Annotated in this window: 21 protein-coding genes and 1 pseudogene; 10 read left to right on the plus strand and 12 right to left on the minus strand. The window is 74.4% G+C overall.

Going from position 1 to position 22,030, the window contains the following annotated elements; translation table 11 throughout:
* The first annotated feature begins 21 nt into the window (after positions 1-21).
* Positions 22-684 (plus strand): membrane protein YczE, encoded by a 663-nt coding sequence (gene yczE / locus MVA48_RS15175; protein ID WP_246981536.1) that lies wholly within the window; start codon positions 22-24, stop codon positions 682-684.
* On the opposite strand, the gene MVA48_RS15180 is transcribed toward yczE, so the two are convergent.
* Entirely contained in the window at positions 629-1,102 is a 474-nt protein-coding gene (locus tag MVA48_RS15180; RefSeq protein ID WP_246981537.1) for a VOC family protein, read from the minus strand. The two genes, yczE and MVA48_RS15180, sit on opposite strands and share 56 nt — an antisense overlap.
* Before the next feature lie 27 nt (positions 1,103-1,129).
* Between MVA48_RS15180 and MVA48_RS15185 the strand changes: the two genes are divergently transcribed.
* Positions 1,130-1,984: a helix-turn-helix domain-containing protein gene (locus MVA48_RS15185; RefSeq protein ID WP_246981538.1), complete on the plus strand. Its 855-nt coding sequence runs from the start codon at positions 1,130-1,132 to the stop codon at positions 1,982-1,984.
* Here the strand turns inward: MVA48_RS15185 and MVA48_RS15190 are convergent.
* Positions 1,911-2,489, minus strand: coding sequence for a hypothetical protein (locus MVA48_RS15190; protein WP_246981539.1), 579 nt, complete (start codon positions 2,487-2,489; stop codon positions 1,911-1,913). The two genes, MVA48_RS15185 and MVA48_RS15190, sit on opposite strands and share 74 nt — an antisense overlap.
* A complete protein-coding gene (locus MVA48_RS15195) occupies positions 2,444-3,064 on the minus strand; it encodes an MFS transporter (RefSeq protein ID WP_246981540.1) in 621 nt (206 codons plus the stop codon). Before MVA48_RS15195 ends, MVA48_RS15190 begins: the two co-directional genes overlap by 46 nt.
* A gap of 194 nt (positions 3,065-3,258) precedes the next feature.
* Between MVA48_RS15195 and MVA48_RS15200 the strand changes: the two genes are divergently transcribed.
* From MVA48_RS15200 to MVA48_RS15210, 3 genes are all read left to right on the plus strand, one after another.
* Positions 3,259-3,852 (plus strand): TMEM165/GDT1 family protein, encoded by a 594-nt coding sequence (locus tag MVA48_RS15200; RefSeq protein ID WP_246981541.1) that lies wholly within the window; start codon positions 3,259-3,261, stop codon positions 3,850-3,852.
* 9 nt (positions 3,853-3,861) lie between these two features.
* A complete protein-coding gene (locus tag MVA48_RS15205) occupies positions 3,862-4,308 on the plus strand; it encodes a YdeI/OmpD-associated family protein (RefSeq protein WP_246981542.1) in 447 nt (148 codons plus the stop codon).
* 63 nt (positions 4,309-4,371) lie between these two features.
* Complete coding sequence (locus MVA48_RS15210) at positions 4,372-5,124, plus strand: MerR family transcriptional regulator (RefSeq protein ID WP_246981543.1); 753 nt, start codon at positions 4,372-4,374, stop codon at positions 5,122-5,124.
* A gap of 74 nt (positions 5,125-5,198) precedes the next feature.
* On the opposite strand, the gene MVA48_RS15215 is transcribed toward MVA48_RS15210, so the two are convergent.
* Both MVA48_RS15215 and MVA48_RS15220 read right to left on the minus strand, forming a co-directional pair.
* Positions 5,199-5,528: a hypothetical protein gene (locus MVA48_RS15215; RefSeq protein ID WP_246989374.1), complete on the minus strand. Its 330-nt coding sequence runs from the start codon at positions 5,526-5,528 to the stop codon at positions 5,199-5,201.
* Between the two features lie 53 nt (positions 5,529-5,581).
* A pseudogene (locus MVA48_RS15220) lies at positions 5,582-6,166 on the minus strand (class I SAM-dependent methyltransferase); the annotation flags it as partial.
* On the opposite strand from MVA48_RS15220, the gene MVA48_RS15225 reads away from it, so the two are divergent.
* A complete protein-coding gene (locus MVA48_RS15225; protein WP_246981544.1) occupies positions 6,054-6,905 on the plus strand; it encodes a T3SS effector HopA1 family protein in 852 nt (283 codons plus the stop codon). The pseudogene MVA48_RS15220 and the gene MVA48_RS15225 overlap by 113 nt on opposite strands.
* On the opposite strand, the gene MVA48_RS15230 is transcribed toward MVA48_RS15225, so the two are convergent.
* The gene (locus MVA48_RS15230) at positions 6,902-8,419 is read right to left on the minus strand and encodes a glycerol-3-phosphate dehydrogenase/oxidase (protein ID WP_246981545.1); all 1,518 of its coding nucleotides are present in this window, start codon (positions 8,417-8,419) and stop codon (positions 6,902-6,904) included. The genes MVA48_RS15225 and MVA48_RS15230 overlap by 4 nt on opposite strands.
* 38 nt (positions 8,420-8,457) lie before the next feature.
* Between MVA48_RS15230 and MVA48_RS15235 the strand changes: the two genes are divergently transcribed.
* Positions 8,458-10,110, plus strand: coding sequence for an FAD-binding oxidoreductase (locus MVA48_RS15235; protein ID WP_246981546.1), 1,653 nt, complete (start codon positions 8,458-8,460; stop codon positions 10,108-10,110).
* 105 nt (positions 10,111-10,215) lie between these two features.
* On the opposite strand, the gene MVA48_RS15240 is transcribed toward MVA48_RS15235, so the two are convergent.
* Both MVA48_RS15240 and MVA48_RS15245 read right to left on the minus strand, forming a co-directional pair.
* Positions 10,216-11,655 (minus strand): FAD-binding oxidoreductase, encoded by a 1,440-nt coding sequence (locus MVA48_RS15240; RefSeq protein WP_246981547.1) that lies wholly within the window; start codon positions 11,653-11,655, stop codon positions 10,216-10,218.
* 229 nt (positions 11,656-11,884) lie between these two features.
* A complete protein-coding gene (locus MVA48_RS15245) occupies positions 11,885-12,655 on the minus strand; it encodes an SDR family oxidoreductase (RefSeq protein ID WP_246981548.1) in 771 nt (256 codons plus the stop codon).
* A 92-nt stretch (positions 12,656-12,747) separates the two neighbouring features.
* Between MVA48_RS15245 and MVA48_RS15250 the strand changes: the two genes are divergently transcribed.
* The 3 genes from MVA48_RS15250 (at position 12,748) to MVA48_RS15260 (ending at position 17,010) form a co-directional block, all read left to right on the plus strand.
* Entirely contained in the window at positions 12,748-13,953 is a 1,206-nt protein-coding gene (locus MVA48_RS15250) for an arginine deiminase (RefSeq protein ID WP_246981549.1), read from the plus strand.
* Between the two features lie 85 nt (positions 13,954-14,038).
* Entirely contained in the window at positions 14,039-15,580 is a 1,542-nt protein-coding gene (locus MVA48_RS15255; RefSeq protein ID WP_246981550.1) for an MFS transporter, read from the plus strand.
* A complete protein-coding gene (locus MVA48_RS15260) occupies positions 15,577-17,010 on the plus strand; it encodes a M20/M25/M40 family metallo-hydrolase (RefSeq protein WP_246981551.1) in 1,434 nt (477 codons plus the stop codon). The genes MVA48_RS15255 and MVA48_RS15260 overlap by 4 nt, the downstream gene beginning before the upstream one ends.
* A 57-nt stretch (positions 17,011-17,067) precedes the next feature.
* On the opposite strand, the gene araA is transcribed toward MVA48_RS15260, so the two are convergent.
* The 4 genes from araA to MVA48_RS15280 all read right to left on the minus strand — a co-directional run bounded on the left by araA (position 17,068) and on the right by MVA48_RS15280 (position 22,007).
* Complete coding sequence (gene araA / locus MVA48_RS15265) at positions 17,068-18,570, minus strand: L-arabinose isomerase (RefSeq protein ID WP_246981552.1); 1,503 nt, start codon at positions 18,568-18,570, stop codon at positions 17,068-17,070.
* 14 nt (positions 18,571-18,584) lie between these two features.
* Positions 18,585-19,259 carry an L-ribulose-5-phosphate 4-epimerase gene (locus MVA48_RS15270; RefSeq protein WP_246981553.1) on the minus strand — a complete coding sequence of 225 codons (675 nt, stop codon included), beginning with the start codon at positions 19,257-19,259 and terminating at the stop codon, positions 18,585-18,587.
* Entirely contained in the window at positions 19,256-20,872 is a 1,617-nt protein-coding gene (locus MVA48_RS15275; RefSeq protein ID WP_246981554.1) for a xylulokinase, read from the minus strand. Before MVA48_RS15275 ends, MVA48_RS15270 begins: the two co-directional genes overlap by 4 nt.
* Positions 20,873-20,939: 67 nt before the next feature.
* Entirely contained in the window at positions 20,940-22,007 is a 1,068-nt protein-coding gene (locus tag MVA48_RS15280; protein WP_246981555.1) for a LacI family DNA-binding transcriptional regulator, read from the minus strand.
* Between the last annotated feature and the right edge of the window lie 23 nt (positions 22,008-22,030).

Genomic DNA, 22,030 nt, shown 5'->3' on the forward strand with positions numbered 1-22,030 from the left:
ATCATGGGTCATGCTGGCCGGGTGCTCCAGACCCGGCCCGTCTCCGCGCTCCGCGGCCGCCGGCTGCCCCGCCGGCTGATCCAGCTCTACGCCGGGCTGGCCCTCTACGGGGCCTCGATGGCGCTGATCATCCGGTCCACGCTCGGCAACATGCCCTGGGACGTGCTGCACCAGGGCCTGGCCGGCCGCATGGGCTGGTCGATCGGCGCGGTGTCCATCCTCGTGGGCGCGCTGGTGCTGCTGGCCTGGATCCCGCTGCGGCAGCGCCCGGGCCTGGGCACCGTCAGCAACGTCGTGGTCATCGGGCTGGCCGTCGACGCCACGCTGGCCGTCGTCCCGGCGCCGTCGTCGCTCCCGCTGCGGATCGGCCTGCTGGTGGCGGGCGTGCTGCTGAACGCGGTCGCCACCGCCGCCTACATCGGCGTCCACCTCGGGCCCGGCCCGCGGGACGGGCTGATGACCGGCCTGGTCCGCCGGACCGGCGGCTCCGTGCGCCTGGTCCGGACCTCGATCGAGGTCGTCGTCGTGGCGAGCGGCTGGCTGCTCGGGGGCGTGCTGGGCCTGGGCACGGTCGTCTACGCGCTGGCGATCGGCCCTCTGGTGCAGGTGCTGCTGCCCCGGCTGTCGCTCAGCCCCGCTGCGCGCCCCACTCGGCGAGCCGACGCTCCGCCTCCTCGGGGCTGACGTCCTCGACCTTGGTCAGCACCGCCCAGCGGTGCCCGAACGGGTCGTAGATCGAGGCGAACCGGTCACCGGTGACGAAGGTGTCGGGCTTCTCGCGCACGGTGGCCCCGCGCTCGACGGCCTCGGCGAAGACGGCGTCGACGTCGGCCACGTAGATGCAGGTGGAGCCGCTGACCGCGTCGGCGGACCGGTCGGGCACGACGAGGCCGTACTCCTCGTCGGGGTCGCTCAGCTGGAGTCGGCCGTCGCCGAAGTCGAGTTCGGCATGCAGCACGGTCCCGCCGGGACCGTCCATCCGGCTGACCAGCGTCGCACCGAAGACCTCTTCGTAGAACCGGATCGCCTCGGCCGCCGGCGAGCAGACCAGGAACGGCGTCAGGGTCGTGTAGCCCGCGGGCTTCCCGTCGGTGATCGTCATGTCCCCCACTCTGCCTAGGCTGCGGCCGTGGCGTCTTGGAAGAACGCGACACGGCCCGAACCCAGGCGCAGCGGGGTCCTGCGTCCCGCGGAGACGGCGCGGGTGGCCGACCTGCGCCGCGACGCGCCGGTGTCGCCGGTGCTGCGGCCCTTCGTCGAGCGCTACTGGTCCGTGCGCTGGGACCGCACCGGTCAGCCGCCCTTCCGCTCCGAGGTGCTCAGCCACCCCAGCGTCAACGTGTCGGTCGAGACCGGCACCCGTCCGCGTTTCGGCGTCCGGCTGCCCGCCGTCCTGGTCCACGGCGTGGTCACCCGCCGCTTCACCGTCGACCTCGTCGGCGCCGGCCGGGTGAGCGCGGTGAAGTTCCGGCCCGGCGGCTACGCCGCCTTCACCGGCGGCCCGCCCCCGCGCGACGGCGTCGTCCCCCTCGGGTCCGAACTGGGGACGACGCCGGACGCGCTGCTGGCCGCCGTCCTCGAGCGGGACTCGGACGACGACCGTGCCGCCGTGCTCGACGCGGCCCTGGCACCCCGCGCGCCCGAGCCGCCGCCGGCCTACCTCGACCTGCTGGCGCTGCTGGACCGGATGCTCGACGACCGGTCGCTGGTGCGGGTGGAACAGGTCGCCGCGCTCGGCGCCATGAGCGTGCGGTCGCTCCAGCGGCTGTTCGCCGGCTACGTCGGCCTGACACCCAAGGCCGTGCTCGCCCGCTACCGGCTGCAGGACGCCGCGGCCGCGATCGACGCCGGCGACGTGGACGACCTGGCCGGGCTGGCGGCGTCGCTCGGCTGGTTCGACCAGGCGCACTTCAGCCGTGACTTCCGCGCCGTGGTCGGTGTTCCGCCGTCGGCGTACCTGCAGCGGGCACGCTCGGCTCCCTGATCCGCAGGCCGGCCCGCACCACCGGGACGACGGCCAGAACGAGCACCGCCACCGCGACCGGCCCGCCGACCGCCCAGGCGGCGAAGACGAGCAGCGAGGCGACCTCGATGCCCAGGCCGGCCACGGAGGTGACCGTCGCCCGGTGCGCGGAGGCGATCCGGTCCTGCAGCCGGGCCTCGGCGACGACGAGCACCGCCAGGTAGAGCCCGTAGAACAGGGCGACGACGGCCAGCGCCGCGGGCCGCGCCCACACGGCCGCGCCCGCCAGCAGCACCGCCGCCACGGCGAGGAGGGCCGGCAACGCGGCACCGGGCAGCCGGTCGGCCCGTCCGCCCAGCGCCGCGCCGGCCGCACCCGCCAGCGCGACCACCAGCACCGCGAGCGGCACGACGGCCGTGGACACGCCCCAGTCGCCGGCGAGGACGGGGAAGTACTCCTCGATCGCGTCCAGACCACCGATCAGCGCCACGGCGAGCACCAGCACGCGCAGCGCCGGGCTGCGCACCGCCTCGCCGACGCCCTCCCGCGGCGTTCCCGTCTCGTCTGCGCTGGTCCGGGGGCCTCCGGGAAGCGCAGCGCGAGCGCGGCGGCGGCCAGGCAGACCGCGACGCTGGCCCAACCGACGAGCGGATAGCCGCCGAGCGCGAACAGGGCTCCGGCGGCGACCGCGGTCGGCAGCTGGACCAGCAGTTCGACCGCCGTCATCCGGCCGTTGACCCGCACGTAGCTGTCCGCGGCACCGACGGCGGCCAGCCCGTCGTAGACCAGCGCCTCGCTCGCGCCGGAGACCAGCGCGCCGGCCACACCCCAGATCGCGAAGCCGACCGCGAAGGCCGCCAGCTGCGGGGCCGCCGTCCAGACGGCGAACGCGACCGCCTGCAGGACCCCGGCCAGGACGACGCAGCCCCGGCGGGACCACCGGTCGGCGAGCACGCCCGCCGGCACCTCGGTGACGAAGGAGGTGACCGACCAGACGGCGAACAGCGCGGAGACCTGCGCGCCGGACAGCCCGGTGTCGAGGAAGAGCAGCGCGTAGAGCGGGTAGTAGGGGACCAGCTCCGACAGCGCGGCCCAGCCCACGGCCAGGCGGGCCAGCGGCCGGGCTGCGGGCGGCAGAGCGTTCGGGGACGGGCGTCAACGGAACGGCATGGCGCGACGGTAACGGGGAACACCGACGGCCGCACCGGAATTGCCGGTGCCGCTGGACTACCGTCTGCCCGGCGACCTGAACTGCCCGAGCACCGCCCGGCAGCGCCGAGCGGAGGAGACGTCTCGTGGTCCTGTCGGTCGTGGCGACCGCGTTCATCCTGGTGCTCCCGGTGGAGCTGCCGGACAAGACGCTGTTCGCCAGCCTCGTCCTGGCCACCCGGTTCCCGCCACTGCCCGTGTTCGTCGGCGTCGGGACGGCGTTCGGCCTGCAGGTGGCGATCGCGGTCACCGCGGGCTCGCTGCTCTCGCTGCTGCCCGAGGCGCTGGTGAGCGGGATCGTCGCCGTCCTCTTCCTGGTCGGCGCGATCATCCTGTGGCGCAGCGCCACGAGCGGGCCGGAGGCGGAGGACCTCGACGAGACGAAGCAGGGGACGTCGTTCTTCCGCGTCGCCGCGATCTCGTTCGGCGTGCTGTTCGCCGCCGAGTGGGGCGACCTGTCGCAGCTGGCCACCGCCGGTCTGGCCGCGCGGCTCGGCGAGCCGCTGTCGGTGTTCGTCGGAGCGTGGGCGGCGCTGCTGGTCGTCTCCGCGCTGGCCGTGTTCCTCGGCAAGAAGCTCGCCGACCGGCTGCCGATCGCGCTGATCCGCCGGGTGGCCGCGGGCCTGTTCCTGGTCTTCGCCGTGGTCGCGGCCGTCGAGACGGTGCGTGCGCTCACCTAACCTGCCGCCATGGACTTCCGGGCGACGGTGGTGCTGGGCGCTAAGACGGCGACGGGCATCCAGGTGCCCGACGAGATCGTCGAGCAGCTGGGCGCCGGCAAGCGACCCCCGGTGGTGGTGACGATCGGCGGCTACACCTATCGGACGACGGTGGCGCCCATGGGCGGCGCGTTCTGGATCCCGCTGGCCGCCGAGCACCGGGAGGCGGCGGGCGTGGCCGCGGACCAGCAGGTCGACGTCCAGCTCGAACTGGACACCGCTCCGCGCGAGGTGACGCTGCCCGACGACCTGGCCGCGGCCTTGGACGACGCGGCGCGGACGCACTTCGACGGCCTGGCGCCCAGCCACAGGAAGGAGTGGGTGCGCTGGGTCGAGGAGGCGAAGAAGCCCGAGACGCGGGCCACCCGCATCGACAAGACCGTCCAGTCGCTGCGCGAGGGCAAGAAGACTCGGTGATCGCTTGACCCTGACGCAACGTCAGGCTGTTCCCTTCTCGATGTCAGAGGAGGGAGGGACCCGATGAACGTGGGCGAGGTGGCCGCGCTGGCCGGGGTCACGGTGCGCACGCTGCACCACTACGACCGGATCGGTCTGCTGTCGCCGTCCGGGCGGACGCCGGCGGGCTACCGGCAGTACTCGCCGGCGGACCTGGACCGGCTGCACCAGGTGCTGCTGTACCGCGAGCTCGGGTTCTCCCTCGAGGAGGTCGCGACCCTGCTGTCCGGGGACGCCGATCCGGTCGAGCACCTGCGCAGGCAGCACCGGCTGCTCACCGACCGGCTGGAGCGGACCCGGGCGATGGTCGCGGCCGTCGAGAAGGAGATGGAGGCACGTGCGATGGGAATCTCCCTGACCCCCGAGGAACGGTTCGAGGTCTTCGGCGAGCACGACCCGGCGCAGTACGAGGCGGAGGTCGCGGAGCGCTGGGGCGAGACCGACGCCTACCAGGAGTCGCAGCGCAGGGCCGCGTCCTACACCAAGCAGGACTGGATGCGGATCACGGCCGAGATGCAGGACCTGGGCAACCGCTGGGTCGCCGTCCTGCGGTCGGGCGCCGCGCCCGACTCCGACGAGGCGATGGACGTCGCGGAGGACGACCGGCAGCACATCAGCCGGAACTTCTACGAGTGCTCGCCCGGGATGCACGCCGCCCTCGGGCGGATGTACGTCGAGGACGAGCGGTTCACCGCGACCTACGAGGCGATGGCACCGGGGCTCGCGCAGTACGTGAGCACCGCCGTCCAGGCCAACGCCGCCCGCCGGACCGGCTGATCCGCCCCCGCGAGATCTGCACACTGGAGGCGTTGCACGCCTCGATGGCCACGAGTGTGCAGATCTCGCGGGGCTCAGACGCGGATGAGCAGCTCGCCGTGCAGCATGCCGAGCCAGCCGTCGTCGGCGGCACCCCAGCGGAGCCAGGCTGCGGCGATCTCCTCCAGCTCCTCCCGGGTGGCCAGCCCGTAGGCCAGCGCCTGCTCGGCGAAGGACGACGCCGTCGCCCGCCCCGCCCACGAGGCACCCCACCAGCGCCGCTCCTCCGGCGAGGCGTAGCAGTACGTGCTCGCGGTGGCCACGGTGTCGCGCAGGCCCGCCGCGTGCGCCCACGCGAGCAGCCGCCGTCCCGCGTCCGGTTCGGCGCCGTTGCCCGCGCCACCTGGTGGTAGAGGTCCAGCCAACGGTCCAGCGCGTCGTCGGCCGGATAGGTCACGAAGGCGCCGTAGTCGACGTCGCGGACGGCGATGACGCCACCGGGCCGGCAGACGCGGGCCATCTCGCGCAGCGCGGCGACCGGATCGGTCAGGTGCTGCAGGACCTGGTGGGCGTGGACGACGTCGAACGAGTCGTCGGCCGCGTCGAGGGCGTACACGTCACCGACGGCGAACGTGACCGCCACGCCGGCACGGGCCGCCGCCGTGCGGGCCTCCTCCAGGGGGTCGGCGGCGACGTCGAGCCCGACCACCCGGCCCGGCGCCACCCGCGCGGCCAGGTCGACGGTGATCGTCCCCGGGCCGCACCCCACGTCGAGCAGGTCGAGGCCCGGCCGCAGCGACGGCAGGAGGTAGCCGGCGGAGTTCTCGGCGGTGCGCCACCGGTGCGACTGCAGCACCGGCTCGGCATGGCCGTGCGTGTACGTATCCACCCGCCGATCCTCCTCCTCTTCCGGGCAGGTCACCGTCCCGGAGAGCTCGGAGGAACCCGTCATGCCCGTCGCGCTGGACGACCCTCCCTCAGCCGCCGACATGTCCCACTCCCCCTGGAACGCGCTGATCGCGCGGATCGCCGAGGAGACCGAGCTCGACGGCTCCGTCCGCATCGCCGGCGACCTGCTGCCCGTCTCGCACCGGTGCAGGCTGGTGGTCGAGACGCTGGCCGACGCCCTCTACGTCCGTCACTTCCGCGCCGCCGCGGTCCCCTCCGTCGTTCCGTGGCCGGTCGGCCGCCGCGGCGGCGGCGAGGCCTGCCTCCGGCTGGCCGACGCACTCACCCCCCAGTTCCTCGGCCGCGAGGGGTGGACGTTCGCCTACCGAACCGAGGCCGGCGTCCCCGTCTTCGTGATCTCGACGGGCGAGCTCGAGCGGTCGAGCGCCAGCTGCTACCTCGAGCTGTCCCCCGCCATCGCACCCGAGGTGTACGGCCGGCTGGTCACCGCTCTCGACGGCTACGGCCTTCCGTTCCGCGCCGAGCTGCGGGGGCACTCGTCGTCCCGCGAGCGGATCGGGTCGGTGGTGGTCACGGTCTCCCGCGCGGACGCTCCGGCGCTGGCCCGGCTCGCGATCCGCCTGCGCCAGCGCTCACCGTTCGCCTTCGGTCGCACGGTGCCCGCGTTCACCCGGCCGCTCGCGCCGGGCATCGGGCTGGCCGACGACCCGCCCGGCGCCCGGGACGTCGGCCGGCACCGGTTCCGGGTGGTGGCCACCGGCCTGGTCCAGGCGGGTCCGCACACCGGCGGGGCCGAGCGGCGGCGGGCCGTCGTGCGGGCCTTCCTCGACGCCTGCCTCGATCCCGCCGCCCTGCACCTGAACCCCCGCAACCCCGAGTTCCGGCTGACCTAACCCTCCTCGGCAAGGACCTGCTCGGCGACCGGCACGGCGCGCTCGCGGTCGGCGGGCACCAGACCGATGCGGGTGCGCCGGTCGAGCAGGTCGGCCACGGTCCGCGCGCCCTCGTACCGGACGGCGAACCGCAGCTCCCCCACGCTCTCCGGCCGGCCGGCGACGACCGCGGCGGGGCCGAGCGCCTCCACGGTCGGCGCCTCGGTGCCGTACCGGGCCACCAGCCGCCGCGGTGCGGCCACCCGGTCGAGCACGCGCCGCGGCGCCGCCCCCAGCAGCGGCAGGCGGCCGGTCGGCGACCGTCGCGCGCCCCGCCCCAGCCGCGCGACGACGGCGTCCACCGTCTCCTCCGCCATCGCGCGATAGGTCGTGAGCTTGCCCCCCACCACCGAGAGGACCGGTCCGTCCCACTGCAGCAGGTGCTTGCGGGAGAGGTCGGCCGTGGCGTCGCCCGGCCCCGTGCCCGCCGACTCGGGCAGCACGAGCGGGCGCAACCCGGCGTAGGAGCCGACCACGTCGTCCCCGGTCAGGGGCACCGTCAGCACCTGGTTGACCGTCGCCAGCAGCTGCGCCACCTCGGCGTCCTCGGGCACCGGGTCGTCGTCGGGCACCGGCCCCTCGACCGGCTCGTCGGTGAGGCCCAGGTAGACCAGTCCGTCGGCCTGCGGGAGCGCGAAGACGTAGCGGGAGCGCGATCCGGGCAGCGGCACCGTCAGCGCCGCCGACGGCGAACCGAGCGCCGACCCGGGCACCACCAGGTGGGAGCCCCTCGAGGGCACCAGCCGGATCCGTGGCGCGAGCCGCTGCGCCCACACCCCCGCGGCGTTGACCACCACCCCGGCGCGCAGCACGAACGTCTCGTCGTCCACCCGCACGTGCACGTCGGCGCCGTCCACGGAGGTGACGGTCGCCCCGGTGAGCACCGTCGCGCCGTAGGCCGCGGCGGTGCGGGCGAGCGCGACCACCAGCCGGGCGTCGTCGACCAGCTGCCCGTCCCAGAACAGCACGCCGCCCCGGCCGGGTCGGACGCCGGGCACCAGCCGGGACACCTCGTCGGCGTCCACCCGGCGGGTGGACGGCAGGGAGCCGCGGCCGCCGGGTACCGAGAAGCGGATGAGGTCCGCGGCCCGTCCGCCCGCCTCGGCCAGCGCGGTGACGTCGCGACCCGCGGCGTCGGGGACGAGGAACGGCAGCGGCCGGACGAGGTGCGGCGCGGTCGAGCCCATGAGGACGGCGCGTTCGCGGGCGCTCTCGCGCGCGAGGCCGATCTCGCCGTGCGCGAGGTAGCGCAGACCGCCGTGCACGAGCTTCGACGACCACCGGCTGGTGCCGGCGGCCAGGTCGGCGCGTTCGAGCAGGACGACGGACAGCCCGCGGCTGGCGGCGTCCAGGGCGACCCCCGTGCCGGTCACCCCACCGCCCACGACGACGACGTCGACCGACGCCCCGGGAACCTCGCCCAGCGCCCTCGCCCGGCGAGCCGGGGTGAGCGCCCCCGGCAGTCCGGCGGTCACCGTGATCGTTGCCGCAGCAGCACCGGCAGACTGTAGCGGTGGCAGAGCAGCCGGAACTCACGATCCAGGGATGGGGACCGACCGGCCCCGACCCCTCCGACGGCGACCTGGACGGGTCGCTGCCCAGAGCCGCGCGCCGGCACCTGGCCCGGGAACTGGGCTGGACGCCCAGGCCGACCCCAAGCGTGCCGATCGCCGAGATCCGCCTGGCACCGAGCCGGCTGCCCGAGGAGGCGCGCACCCGCCTGGTCGGCCTGCTGGGCGAGGACAACGTGCGCACCGACCGGGAGTCACGGCTGCGCCGGGCGGGCGGGAAGAGCTACCTCGACCTGCTGCGCCGCCGCGAAGGTGACGCCTCCGACGCGCCCGACGCCGTCGCCCTGCCCGGGACGACGGAGGAGACCGCCGCCCTGCTGACCGCGTGCAGCGAGCTCGGCGTGGTCGTCGTGCCGTTCGGCGGGGGCACCAGCGTCGTCGGCGGTCTGGCCGGCGTCGACCCCGACGACCGCCCCTCGGTCGCCGTCGACCTCTCCCGCATGTCGTCGGTGCAGGCCCTCGACGTGCCGTCGTCCCTGGTCACCGTCGGGCCCGGCATGCGCGGACCGGCACTCGAGGAGGCGCTGGGCGCCGAGGGCCTGACCTTCGGCCACCTCCCGCAGAGCTGGGAGTTCGCCACCGTCGGCGGCTACGCGGCCACCCGGTCGGCCGGCCAGAACTCCACGGGCGTGGGCCGCTTCGACGAGCTGGTCGCCGGGCTGACCCTCGCCACGCCGTCCGGCGTCCTGGAGCTCGGCCATCCCCCGGCGAGCGCGGCGGGACCCGACCTGCTCGGGCTGGCCCTCGGCTCCGAGGGCACGCTCGGCATCATCACCGAGCTGAAGCTCCGGGTGCGCCCGAAGCCCATGGCCTGCACCTACGAGGGCTGGTCGTTCCGCTCCTGGGCGGCCGGGCTGGCGGCCCTGCAACGGCTGGCCCGCTACGAGCTGCTGCCCGACATCGTGCGGCTCTCCGACGCCGACGAGACCCGCGCGAACCTGCTCATGGCCGCCGGCACCGGCGCCCGCGCGCTGCGCGGCACGCTCAGGGCCCGGGGACACGCGGAGGGTTGCCTGCTGATCCTCGGGTGGGAGGGCGTGCCGGCCGTCGTCCGCGCGCGCCGCAAGACCGCCTCGACGCTGCTCAAGGAGGACGGCGCCATCCGGGTCGGCCGCAAGGTCGGCGAGTCGTGGAAGAGCCACCGGTTCGCCGCGCCGTACCTGCGCGACAAGCTGCTGGACGCCGGCCTGCTGGTCGAGACCCTCGAGACCGCCGCCACCTGGGCCGCGCTGCCGACGGTGTACGACGCCGTCCGCCGGGCGCTGCGCGAATCGCTCGCCCGCGCTGGCCGGCGTCCGCTGATCATGAGCCACGTCTCGCACGGCTATCCGACCGGCGCCTCGCTGTACGTCACCGTGCTCGCCGACCGCGACGACGCGCTGCCCATCCAGCAGTGGCTCTCGGCCAAGCGCGCGGCGACCGACGCGCTGCTCGGCGCCGGCGGCACGCTCACCCACCACCACGCCGTCGGGGCCGACCACCGGCCCTGGATGGAGCGCGAGGTCGGCCCTCTCGGCGTGGAGGTGCTGCGCGCGGTGAAGCAGCGGCTGGACCCGCAGGGCATCTGCAACCCCGGCGTCCTGCTCCCCGACTGATGCGGCGCGATGATCAGGTGACCTGGTCATGGCGCGTCCTCCCTCACGGTGGACGGTGAGGGAGGACGCTGTGGGATCAGGTCACCTGATCATCGCCGCCCCCTCTCAGATGGCGTGGCCGAAGCTGAAGACACCGGCCTGGTCGACGGCCCGCTTCACGTCCATCAGCCGGCGCTGGGCGTCGGCCGGGTAGGCGTTGAGCACCTCCGCCGGGCCGGTCACGTCGCCCAGGAAGTTGGTCAGCACGCCCGGCGCGGCCCAGGGCATGAGCGCGCCCAGCACTCCCTTGCCGACAGCGGGCACGACGTCGGCCAGCTCCGGCACGGCCGGCCCGAGGACCAGCACCGAGTAGGCGCCCTCCCGCCCGGCGACCGCGTTCGGCACCGCCGCCGGCCGGCCCACTGCGCCGCCGAGGAGCCGGAGCTCGACCATGATCAGCGGGATGTGGACCTGCGGTCCGGCCGCCGCCAGCAGCGCGTCGACGGTCTCCTCGCTCAGCTCGGCGAGCAGCATGCCCTTCTCCCAGCCGGGCATCGGGTCCTTCGGGTCCATGTGGATCGCGTCCATCTCGTCGGCCCGCATCGGCCCGACGTAGCCCAGCAGGATCGTGCCCGCGACCTTCATCGGCGACAGCAGCCGCTCGGCCTCGGCGTGGTCGGTGCCGGAGTAGGCGAACCGCAGGTGGACGACGGTCTGCCCGCGCAGCGGCGGCGGCACCATGTCCATGTCGGGCATCCGCAGGATCGCGATCGAGGTGCTGACCTCCTCCGGCATCGTCGGCGCCCACTGGCCGAAGCGGTGCAGCAGCGCGGGGGCGTCGTCCCCGGCGAAGAAGATGCCGCCGCCGAACAGCGAGGCGACCGGCACCAGCTCGAACTCCAGCGCGGTGACGACGCCGAAGTTGCCCTTGCCGCCCCGCACCGCCCAGAACAGCTCGGGGTCGGTGTCGGCGGTGACCCGGCGCAGCCGGCCGTCGGCGGTGACGATCTCGACGGCGGTGACGTGGTCGGCGGCGAAGCCGTGCTTGCGGCCCAGCGAGCCCAGGCCGCCACCGAGCGTGTAGCCGACGACGCCGACGTCGGACGACGACCCGGCCAGCCCGGCCAGCCCGAAGTCCGCAGCCGCCTCGAGGACCGCGGCCCACTTGACGCCGGCCTCGACGCGGGCGGTCCGGCCGATCGGGTCGATGCTCAGGCCCTGCATGCGGCGGGTGGTGATCATCATCGAGCCGGCGGCGTTGCGCACCGGCCCGTGCCCGGTGGCCTGGACGGCGACGCGCAGGTCGTGCGCGACCGCCCACCGCACCGCGGCGACGACGTCCTGGGCGCTGGTGGCGCCCACGGCGATCGCGGGGGTGTGCTGCACGGCGACGTTCCACGTGGCGACCTCGGCGGCCAGCCCGTCGTCGCTCGCGGCGAAGACCGGGCCGTCGACCCGGCCGCGCAGCTCGTCGACGGCGCCGGCGGGGAAGGCGGGAGCGAGGCTCTCGAGCACCGTGTCGTCGAGGACGGAGGCGGGCAGCTCGGGGTTCTCGGTGAGACTCATCAGGGATGGATTCCTCTGCACGGCCGCGGCGGTGGCCGCGGATCGGGTCGCCGGGCAGTGGTGACCGCGCGGCGCATTCGGACAGGAGGAAGAGTCGCGAGGGGCCCTTGATGGATACTTGAGGCGAACTTGCACCGCCGAACCGTCGCCTCACCCTCGCCGTGCGGGCAGGATGTCGCCGCACACCGCGGGAATCCGACGACACCGCGAAGGTCGTCGGGCGGCGGCCTCAGCGGGTGGTGGCGATCCCGCCGTCCACCGGGATGACCGCGCCGGTCACGTACGCACCGGCCCGCGAGGACAGGTAGACCACGACGCCGGCCATGTCGTCGGGCCGGCCGATGCGGCGCAGCGGCGAGCGGGCGGCGATCTCCTCACCGAACGCGTCGAGCGTCGCGGCCATCATCTTCGACTCGAACGGCCCCGGCGCGACGGCGTTCACGGTGATCCGGCGGGGACCGAGCTCCTTGGCCAGCACGCGGGTCAGGTGGTGCAGGGCCGCCTTGGACGAGGAGTACGAGTACGTGTGCATCGGCGGGACGTGCAGGCCGTCGATGCTGCCGACGTTGACCACGCGCGCCGGGTCGTCGTCCGTACCGGCCTCCTCGAGCAGCGGCAGGAACGCGCGGGTGAGGAAGAACGGCGACTTCAGGTTCAGGTCGACGACCTTGTCCCACGCCGAGGACGGGAACTCCTCCAGCGTCGGGGAGCCCCACGTCGCGCCGGCGTTGTTCACCAGGATGTGCAGCTCGTCCTCCCGGTCGGCCACCGCTGCCGCGAGCCGGAGGCACTCCTCCTCCTGCGACAGGTCGGCGGGGATCGAGCGCACCTGACCGAACGCCGACAGCTCTGCGACCGCGGCGTCCCCGGCCTCGGCCTTGCGGGAGCTGATGTAGACCCGTGCCCCCGCCTGGAGGAGGCCGCGAGCCATCATCAGGCCGATGCCGCGGGTGCCACCGGTGACCACGGCCACCTTGCCGGTCAGGTCGAACAGATCCACGCCCGGCACACTAGCCAGCAGCGGACGGGCGCGGGACCGGCGGCCTGTGGAAGCCTCGGGCCATGATCCCGTCCCCCACCGAGGCTCCATCGATGGGCGCGACCAGCGAGGTCGGCCGGCTGCGCACGGTGCTGCTGCACCGGCCCGGTAACGAGCTCCGCCGGCTCACCCCGCGCAACAACGACCAGCTGCTGTTCGACGGCGTTCCGTGGGTCGACCGGGCGCAGGAGGAGCACGACGGGTTCGCGCAGGCCCTCCGCGACCGGGGCGTCGAGGTGCTGCACCTCGACCGGCTGCTGGCCGAGGTGCTCTCGTTCCCGTCGGCCCGCGCCGAGCTGATCGCCGCGGCCGTTGACGATCCGCGGCTCGGAGCGACGTTGCAGCGCTCGGCGACCACGCACCTGTCGGGCCTCGATCCGGAGGAGCTGGCCGGCGCGCTCATCGCCGGCCTGGCGCACGACGAGCTGCGCGGCGGGCACGGCCTCGCCTTCGAGATCATGGACCGCGGCGACTTCGTCGTCCCTCCGCTGCCCAATCTGCTCTTCACCCGCGACTCGTCGGTCTGGGTGGGCGACCAGGTGGCCGTGACGTCGCTGGCCATGCCCGCCCGGCACCGCGAGAGCACGATCACCGCCGCGGTCTACGCCCACCACCCGCGCTTCGCCGGCGTCGAGCAGCTCTACGGTGCGCATCTCGAGCACCTCGAGGGGGGCGACGTGCTGCTGCTCGCCGACGGCGTGGTCGCCGTCGGCGTCGGCGAGCGGACGACGCCCGGCGGAGCCGAACGGCTCGCGCGGCGGGTCTTCGCCCGGCGCCTGGCGCACACGGTGCTCGTCGTCCCGATCGCGCAGCAGCGGGCCACCATGCACCTGGACACGATCGCCACGATGGTCGACGTCGACGCGATGGTCATGTGGCCCGCCGTCGCCGACTCGCTGGTCGCCTGGACCGTGACGGCGTCCGAGGGCATCACGGACGACGCCGACACCGCCGAGCTCGCCGTCACCGGACCACGGCCCTTCGTCGTCGCCGCGGCCGAGGCGATGAGGATCGACCGCCTCCGGGTCATCGACACCGGCCTCGACCCGGTCACCGCCGAGCGCGAGCAGTGGGACGACGGCAACAACACCCTCGCGCTCGCGCCCCGCCTGGCGGTGGCCTACGAGCGGAACACGGTGACCAACGCCGCACTGGAGGCGGCCGGCATCGAGGTGATCCGGATCGCCGGCTCCGAGCTGGGCAGCGGCCGCGGCGGTCCGCGCTGCATGTCCTGCCCGGTGGCCCGCAGCCCCCTCTGACCCCGCTTTCGGTACAGAAAGCGCGCACGGGTCGCGCGGGTCACTACTGTCCCGTAGCCGGAAGCCGGTGACGGGAGGAGGACGAGTGGCGGGCAGGGCACCCAGCGGCAGGGCACCCAGCGGCAGGGCACCCGGCAACAGGGCACCCACGGGACGGATCGCGGGCCTCGGCGGCGGGCTCGTCGGCTTCCTGGTCTTCGTCGAGTTCACCAGCGGCGTCCTGCAGGGCTACTACATCCCGCTGCTGACCGACATCGCCCGCCACCTCGACATCCACGACGCCGACGTCAACTGGCTCGAGGCGGCGCAGCTGATGCTCAGCGCCATCGCCGTGCCGATCGCGGCCAAGCTGGGGGACCTGCACGGCCACCGCCGCATGCTGCTCGTCAGCGCGGCCATCACCGCCGTCGCCACCGGCGTCATGGCGGTGGCCGACAGCTTTCCGGTCTTCCTCGTCGCCTGGGCGGTGCAGGGTGTCTACGCCGCGTGGCTGCCCCTGCAGGTCGCGCTGATCCACAACCGGGCGCGGGGTCTCGCCGACCAGGCGGCGCAGACCCGCCGTGCCACCGGGCTCATCGTCGCGGCGCTGCAGTTGGGCGCGATCGTCGGCGCGCTCGCCGGCGGGCAGGTGGGCGGCGCGCTCGGCGAGCAGTTCTGGCTCGTGCTGCTGGTCCCGGGCTTCCTGGTGGTCGGCGTCTGCCTGGTCGTGGGCCTCCGGGTGCCCGAGAGCCAGGACCGGCAGGCCGGCTCGGTCGACGCCACCGGCGCCGCGCTGCTCAGCGTCGTCCTCCTGGTCATCACCGGCGGGCTGACGTTCGTGCGGATCAACGGCGCCGCCGAGATCTGGCCCTGGCTGGTCACCGCGGCCGGCCTGCTGCTCGTCGTCCCCTTCGTCCGGTACGAGCTGCGCCGGGAGGACCCCCTGGTCGACTTCCGGGTGCTGCGCAGCCCGTCGATGTGGCCGGTCCAGCTCACCGCCGGGCTGTTCGGCATCAGCGTGCTGGGTGCGCAGGGACCGCTGTCCACCTTCGCCCGCACCGACCCCGAGGTGTACGGCTACGGCCTGGGGCTGTCGACCAGCCAGGTGTCGATCGTCATCGGCGGCTACGTCATCTCCATGCTGATCGGCGCGAGCCAGTTCTCCCGGATCTCCGCGCTCACCACCCCGCGGACGACGTTGATCGGCGCCGCCACGCTCACCGGCACCGGCTACCTGCTGCTCGTGCCGTTCCACGACTCGCTGCCCCAGGTGCTCGCCTCGATGGTCGTGGCGGGGCTGGGCTCCGGTGCGCTGGTCGCCGCGCTGCCCGCCGCCGCGGCGGCCGCGGCACCGGCCGGGCGCACCGGCGTGGCCACCGGGCTCACCAACACCACCAAGGTCCTCGGCGGCAGCTTCGCGTCGGCCACGTTCGCCGTGGCCCTCGCCGCCGGGGCTCCGACGCTCGCCGACGGCTCGGCGGGGACGGCGGGGTCGCTGGCCGGCTACGTGACCGTGTGGGTCATCTGCGGTGTGACCGCGCTGGCCGCCGCGGTCGCGCTGGTCGTCGTCCCCCGGCTCGCGTTCTCCGACGCCCCCGAGGCCACCGATCTGCGCTCGGTCGCCCCGGCGACGGACCCGGCCCCGTGAGGCGCGCCCTCGTCGCCGCGGCCTGCGGTGCGGCGGTCTCGGTCGCCGCGCGCCGCGTGGCCGCGTTCCGGCCGCACCCGGCGCAGGTTCCCGACCCCGACCTCGACGGCCTGGACGCCGTCGCGGCGGCCGAGCGGCTGGCCGAGCTGGTGCGCATCCCGACGATCTCGACCCGGGAGCCCCGGGACCGGGACGCCGCGGCGTTCGAGGCCTTCCGGCAGCGGCTGACCGAGCTCTACCCGCGCACGCACGCGGCGCTGGAGCGCGAGGTGCTCGGCCACGGCGCCCTGCTCTACCGGTGGCGCAGCGGCACCGACCGGCCGCCGATGGTGCTGATGGCGCACTACGACGTCGTCCCGGTGGCCGGGCAGGACTGGTCGCGCGACCCGTTCTCCGGCGCGATCGAGGACGGCGTCGTGCACGGCCGGGGCGCGATCGACGACAAGGGCGCGCTGGTCGCGATCCTCGAGGCGGTCGAGTCGCTGGTCGCCGCCGGCGTCACGCCCGCCCGCGACGTCTACCTCTCGTTCGGCGACGACGAGGAGGTCTTCGGCGTCGGGGCGCAGCTCGCCGTCGAGGCGCTCACGTCGCGCGGGGTCCGGCCGTGGGCGGTCGTCGACGAGGGCGGGGCCGTCGTGAGCGGTGTCTTCCCCGGCGTCCCGGGCCCCACCGCGGTCGTGGGGCTGGCCGAGAAGGGACTGCTGGACGTCGAGCTGGTCACCAGCGACCCCGGCGGGCACGCGTCGGCGCCCGTGCGGGGCGGCGCGCCGGCGCGGCTGGCCCGAGCGATCCTGCGGATCGAGGACGCCCCCTTCCCCGCCCGGCTGCACGACGTCGTCCTCGGGATGGTCGACGCCCTCGGCCGGCACGCCCCCGGTGCGCACCGGGCGGTGTTCGCCCATGCCCGGTACCTCCGGCCGCTGCTCGCGGCGGTGCTGTCCCGGGCCAGCCGCGAGGCCAACGCGCTCGTCCGGACGACGGTGGCCGTCACCCAGCTCGAGGGCAGCCGGGCGCGCAACGTGCTGGCCACCCGCGCCCGCGCGCACCTCAACATCCGGATCGCGCTCGGCGAGACCGTGCAGTCGACCCTCGACCGGCTGCGGCGGGTGGTCGCCGACGACCAGGTCGAGCTGCGCGTGCTGGGCGGGAACGATCCGTCACCGGTCTCCCGCGCCGACAACGAGGCCTTCGCCCTGATCGGGGACGCCGTCCGCTCGGTGTACCCGGACGCCGCCGTGGCGCCGTACGTGATGGTGCAGGCCAGCGATTCGCGGCACTTCAGCCAGATCTGCGACAGCGTCTACCGGTTCATGCCCTTCGACCTGAGCAGGGCGGAGCTGGCGGCGCTGCACGCGGCCGACGAGCGGATCTCGGTCGCCGCCCTGCACCGGGGCGCCGGCTTCTACCGCTACCTCCTCCGCCACCTCTGAGAAGCCGAAACCGCGGTTTCGGCCCCGGTCCCGGGGGCCGAAACCGCGGTTTCGGCTCTACAGGCGCTGGGCGAGGCGGTGGTAGGCGGCGCTCCAGCGCAGCTCCTTGGCCAGGGACCGGCGCGTGGTGTCGGCGTCGATCAGCACCAGCTCGGTGGAGAACACCTCGGCCAGGTCGGTCAGCTCGTCGGCGCCCAGCTGGGTGGTCAGCACGGTGTGGTGCGGGCCGCCGGCGGTCAGCCAGCCCTCGGTCGCGGTCGGGAAGTCCGGCCGCGGCTCCCACACCGCGCGGGCCACCGGCAGGTTCGGCAGCGGCTCGGACGGCTCGACCACGTCGATCTCGTTGGCCACCCACCGGAACCGGTCGCCGAGGTCCGACCAGCCGATCACGACGCCGGGCGCGGGCGCGGCGTCGAACACGAGCCGGGCCGGGTCCTCGCGGCCGCCGATGCCCAGCGGATGCACCTCGACGCGCGGCTTCCCGCCGGCGATCGTCGGGCAGACCTCGAGCATGTGCGCGCCGAGGATCCGCTCCGAGCCCGGAGCGAGGTCGTAGGTGTAGTCCTCCATGAAGGACGTGCCCCCGGGCAGGCCGGCCCCGGCGACCTTGAGCACCCGCAGCAGGGCCGAGGTCTTCCAGTCGCCCTCGCCGCCGAAGCCGTACCCGTCGGCCATCAGCCGCTGGACGGCCAGACCGGGCAGCTGGCGCAGGCCGCCGAGGTCCTCGAAGTTCGTGGTGAACGCCCCGAAGCCGCCGTCGACCAGGAACGACCGCAGGGCGGCCTCGATCCGGGCCTGGTACCGGACGGCGTCGTGCCGGTCGCCGCCGGGCAGGACGTCGGCGTCCATCTGGTAGACGTCGGCGTACTCCTCGACCAGCGCGTCGACGTCCTTGTCCGGCACCTGCTCGACGACGGCCACCAGGTCGTTGACGCCCCAGGTGTTCACCGACATGCCGAAGCGGATCTCGGCCTCGACCTTGTCCCCTTCGGTCACCGCGACGTTGCGCATGTTGTCGCCGAACCGGGCCAGCCTCAGGTCCCGCGCAGCGGTGGCACCGGCCGCGGCGCGCGCCCACGAGCCGACGCGCGCCCGCACGCGCGGGTCGGAGACGTGCCCGGCCACCGTCGTCCGCGGCACCCGCAGCCGGGTGAGCATGAACCCGTACTCGCGGTCGCCGTGCGCGGCCTGGTTGAGGTTCATGAAGTCCATGTCGATCGTCGCCCAGGGCAGGGCGGCGTCGGCCTGGGTGTGCAGGTGCAGCAGCGGCTTGCGCAGCGCGTCGAGGCCGCTGATCCACATCTTGGCCGGCGAGAACGTGTGCATCCAGGTGATCACGCCGAGGCAGGCCGGGTCCTCGTTCGCCTCGCCCATGATCCGGCGCACCGCGCCGGCGTCCTTCAGCACGGGCTTCCAGACGACGCGCACGGGCACCTCCCCCGCCTCGTCGAGCGCGGATGCCACGCGCTGCGACTGCGACGCGACCTGCTGGAGGGTCTCCTCGCCGTACAGGTCCTGGCTGCCGGTGAGGAACCAGACCTCGGAACCTTCGAATGCCACGGGGACGTCCTTCCTCACTGTCCGTAGACGTTCTGGTAGCGGGCGTAGAGCCGGTCCACGTCCGCCTGGTCGATGGGCAGCGGCTCGCCCAGCTGCCGCGAGAAGTGCACCGTCCGGGCGACGTCCTCGGTCATGACCGCGGCCTTGACCGCGGCCTTCCCGGAGGGCCCGACGGTGAAGACGCCGTGGTTGCGCATGAGCACCGCCGGCGACCGCGAGCCGGTCAGCGTCTCGACGATGCCCCGGCCGATCGAGTCGTCGCCGATCAGCGCGAACGGCCCCACCGGGATCGGTCCCCCGAACTCGTCGGCCATCGCGGTGAGCACGCAGGGGATCTCCTCGGCCCGCGCGGCCCAGGCGGTGGCGTAGGGGCTGTGCGTGTGCACCTGGCCGTTGACCTCCGGCATGTGCCGGTAGACGTAGGCGTGCGCGTCGGTGTCGCTCGAGGGCTTCTTCACCCCGTCGACGGGGTTGCCGTCGAGGTCGCACACGGTGACGCCCTCCCAGGTCAGCTCGTCGTACTCGACTCCGCTGCCCTTGATGACGAACAGGTCCTCGCCGGGCACCCGCTCGGACACGTTGCCCGAGGTCCAGGTGACCAGCTCGTACCGGGTCAGGTAGGCGTGCAGCCCGGCCACGTGCTCGCGCTGCTCGCGGTGGGTGCCCCGTTCGGTCAGGGTGGCGGTCATGGGGTGAGCTCCTCGTTGCCGATGTGGTCGACGGCCGCCCGCTCCACCGGGAGCGCGGCGACGTACCGCTGCATGAACCGGTCGAAGCCCGCGACGTCGGCCGGGTCGGGGTCGGCGGTCTCGAGCGCGGCGCCGGGGAAGACGACGGTGTCCAGGTAGTCGGCCAGGGTCTGCTCCGGCGCCCGGCCGGCGGCGAAGGCGGCCAGGACGGCCATCCCCCAGGCGCCACCCTCGCCGGCGACGTCGCCGACGGAGACCGGCGTGTCGATGGCCGCGGCGAGGAAGCGCTGCGCCACGCCGGCGGTCTTGAACAGGCCGCCGTGCGCGAACATCCGGTCGAGGCGCACCCCCTCGGACCGCTGCAGCACGTCCATGCCGATCCGGAGCGTGGCCAGAGAGGCGAACAGGTGCGTCCGCATGAACGTGCCGAGGTCGAACCGGCTGTCCGGCGACCGCACGAACAGCGGCCGCCCCTCCTCCAGGTCGGTGATCGGTTCCCCGGAGAGGTAGTTGTAGGCCAGCAGCCCGCCGCAGTCGTCGGCACCGCCGAGCGCGGCGGTGAACAGGGTCCCGAACACCGTCGGGACGTCGGCCTCGACCCCCATCGCCCGGGCGAACTCGGCGAACAGCCCGACCCATGCCTCCAGTTCGCTGGCCCCGTTGTTGCAGTGCACCATCGCCACCGGGTCCCCGGCCGGCGTCGTCACCAGGTCCAGCTCGCGGTGCGCGCGGGCGAGCTGCTTCTCGAGCACGACCATCGCGAAGATGCTCGTGCCGGCCGAGACGTTGCCGGTGCGCGGGGCGATCGAGTTCGTGGCGACCATGCCCGTGCCCGCGTCGCCCTCGGGCGGGCAGACCGGGATGCCGGGACGCAGCCGTCCCGCCGGGTCGAGCAGCGCCGCCCCCGCATCGGTGAGCGTGCCGGCCGGCTCGCCGGCGACCGCGATGGCGGGCAGCAGCCGGGCCAGGCCGAGGTCGGCGCCGGCCTCGGCGGCGAGCTCGTCGAACCGCGCCAGCATCGTGCTGTCGTACCCGCGGGTCGCGTCGTCGATCGGGAACATGCCGCTGGCGTCGCCGATGCCGAGCACCTTCTCGCCGGTGAGCTGCCAGTGCACGTAGCCGGCCAGCGTCGTCAGGTGATCCAGCCGGCCGACGTGCTCCTCGCCGTCCAGGACGGCCTGGTAGAGGTGCGCGACGCTCCACCGGTGCGGGATGTTGACGCCGAACTCGGCACTGAGCCGTTCGGTCGCCCGGCCCGTGTTCGTGTTGCGCCAGGTGCGGAACGGCGTGAGCAGCTCACCGGCGGCGTCGAAGGCGAGGTAGCCGTGCATCATCGCCGAGACGCCCAGGGCGCCGACGCCGGCCAGCTCCATCCCGTGGCGCCGGCGGACGTCGTCGGCCAGCGCCGCGACGCTCTGCCGCACCCCGGCCCAGACGGCGTCCAGCGAGTAGGTCCACAGCCGATCGACGAACTGGTTCTCCCAGTCGGAGCTGCCGACCGCGAGCGGAACGGAGTCGGGACCGATCAGGACCGCCTTGATGCGGGTCGACCCGAGCTCGATGCCCAGGGCGGTGTGGCCGCCGGTGATGGCCGTGCCGGCATCGGTCGTCATCGGCGTCGATCCTCCTCGGGTGGACGGGCGGGCGCCCGGTGCAGTGTTAGCGCTAACAACATCGGGGTCAAGCCGGTCCCGGCTCGGGGTCGCGGGCCGGGCCGGTGCTCGACCGCACCACCAGCGGCGCGGGAACCGCCTCCGGGTGGAGGTCCTCCCCGCGCAGTCGCGCGAGCACAAGCTGCACCCCGCGGCGTCCCAGCTCGGCGAAGTCCTGGCGCACCGTGGTCAGGGGTGGTGTGAAGTAGGGCGCCTCCGGCAGGTCGTCGAAGCCGACCACGCTGACGTCGCGCGGCACCTCGATGCCCTCCTCGTGCAGGGCGGCGAGCAGGCCCAGCGCCATCTGGTCGTTGCCGAGGAACGCCGCGGTGACGTCCTCGCCGTCGCGGAACCGGCGGGCGAGCCGGCGCCCGGCGGCGTAGCCCGAGGACGGCGTCCAGTCGCCCTTCAGCAGCTCCGGCTCCGGTGCGCCGACGCGGGCGAGCTCCGAGCGCCAGCCGTCGATGCGCCCGCGCGCCTCCTGGGAGTCCAGCGGGCCCGCGACATGGTGCACGGTCCGGTGGCCGAGCTCGAGGAGGTGGCGGGTCGCCTGCCGGGCACCCTCCTCCTGGTCGACGCCGACGGCGGGCCGGTCCTCGTGCCCACCCACCTGGACGGCGACCAACGGCACCGGCGGGTGCAGCTCGGCCAGCGCCGCGGCGGCGTCGTCGTAGGTGCCCAGCGCCAGGATCGCGTCGACGCGCTGGGCGACGAACGTGTCGACGGCCTCGCGGACCGCATCCGCCGTGGCGTCGTCCAGGATGGAGACGGCGACGGAGTAGCCGGCCGCCCGGGCGGCGTGCTCGAGCCCGAGCATCGTCTGCGCCGGGCCGTACTGGTTGATCTTGATGGTGACCAGCCCGATGGTGCGGGTGGAGCCGGTGACCAGGGCGCGCGCGGCGACGTTGGGCCGGTAGCCCAGCTCGGCGATCGCCGCCTCGACCCGCTCGCGGGTGTGCTGGGCGACGTTGGGATGACCGTTGATCACCCGCGAGACGGTCTGGTGCGAGACGCCGGCCAGCGCCGCGACGTCCGACATCACCAGGGCCCGGACAGCTCCCTGGGGCTCTGCCCCCGCAGCCCCCCTGGCCGCCACCGTTCCTCCTCCACCCCGTCGCC

Origin of the sequence: Blastococcus sp. PRF04-17 (assembly GCF_023016265.1) — a bacterium.
GTDB lineage: Bacteria > Actinomycetota > Actinomycetes > Mycobacteriales > Geodermatophilaceae > Blastococcus_B.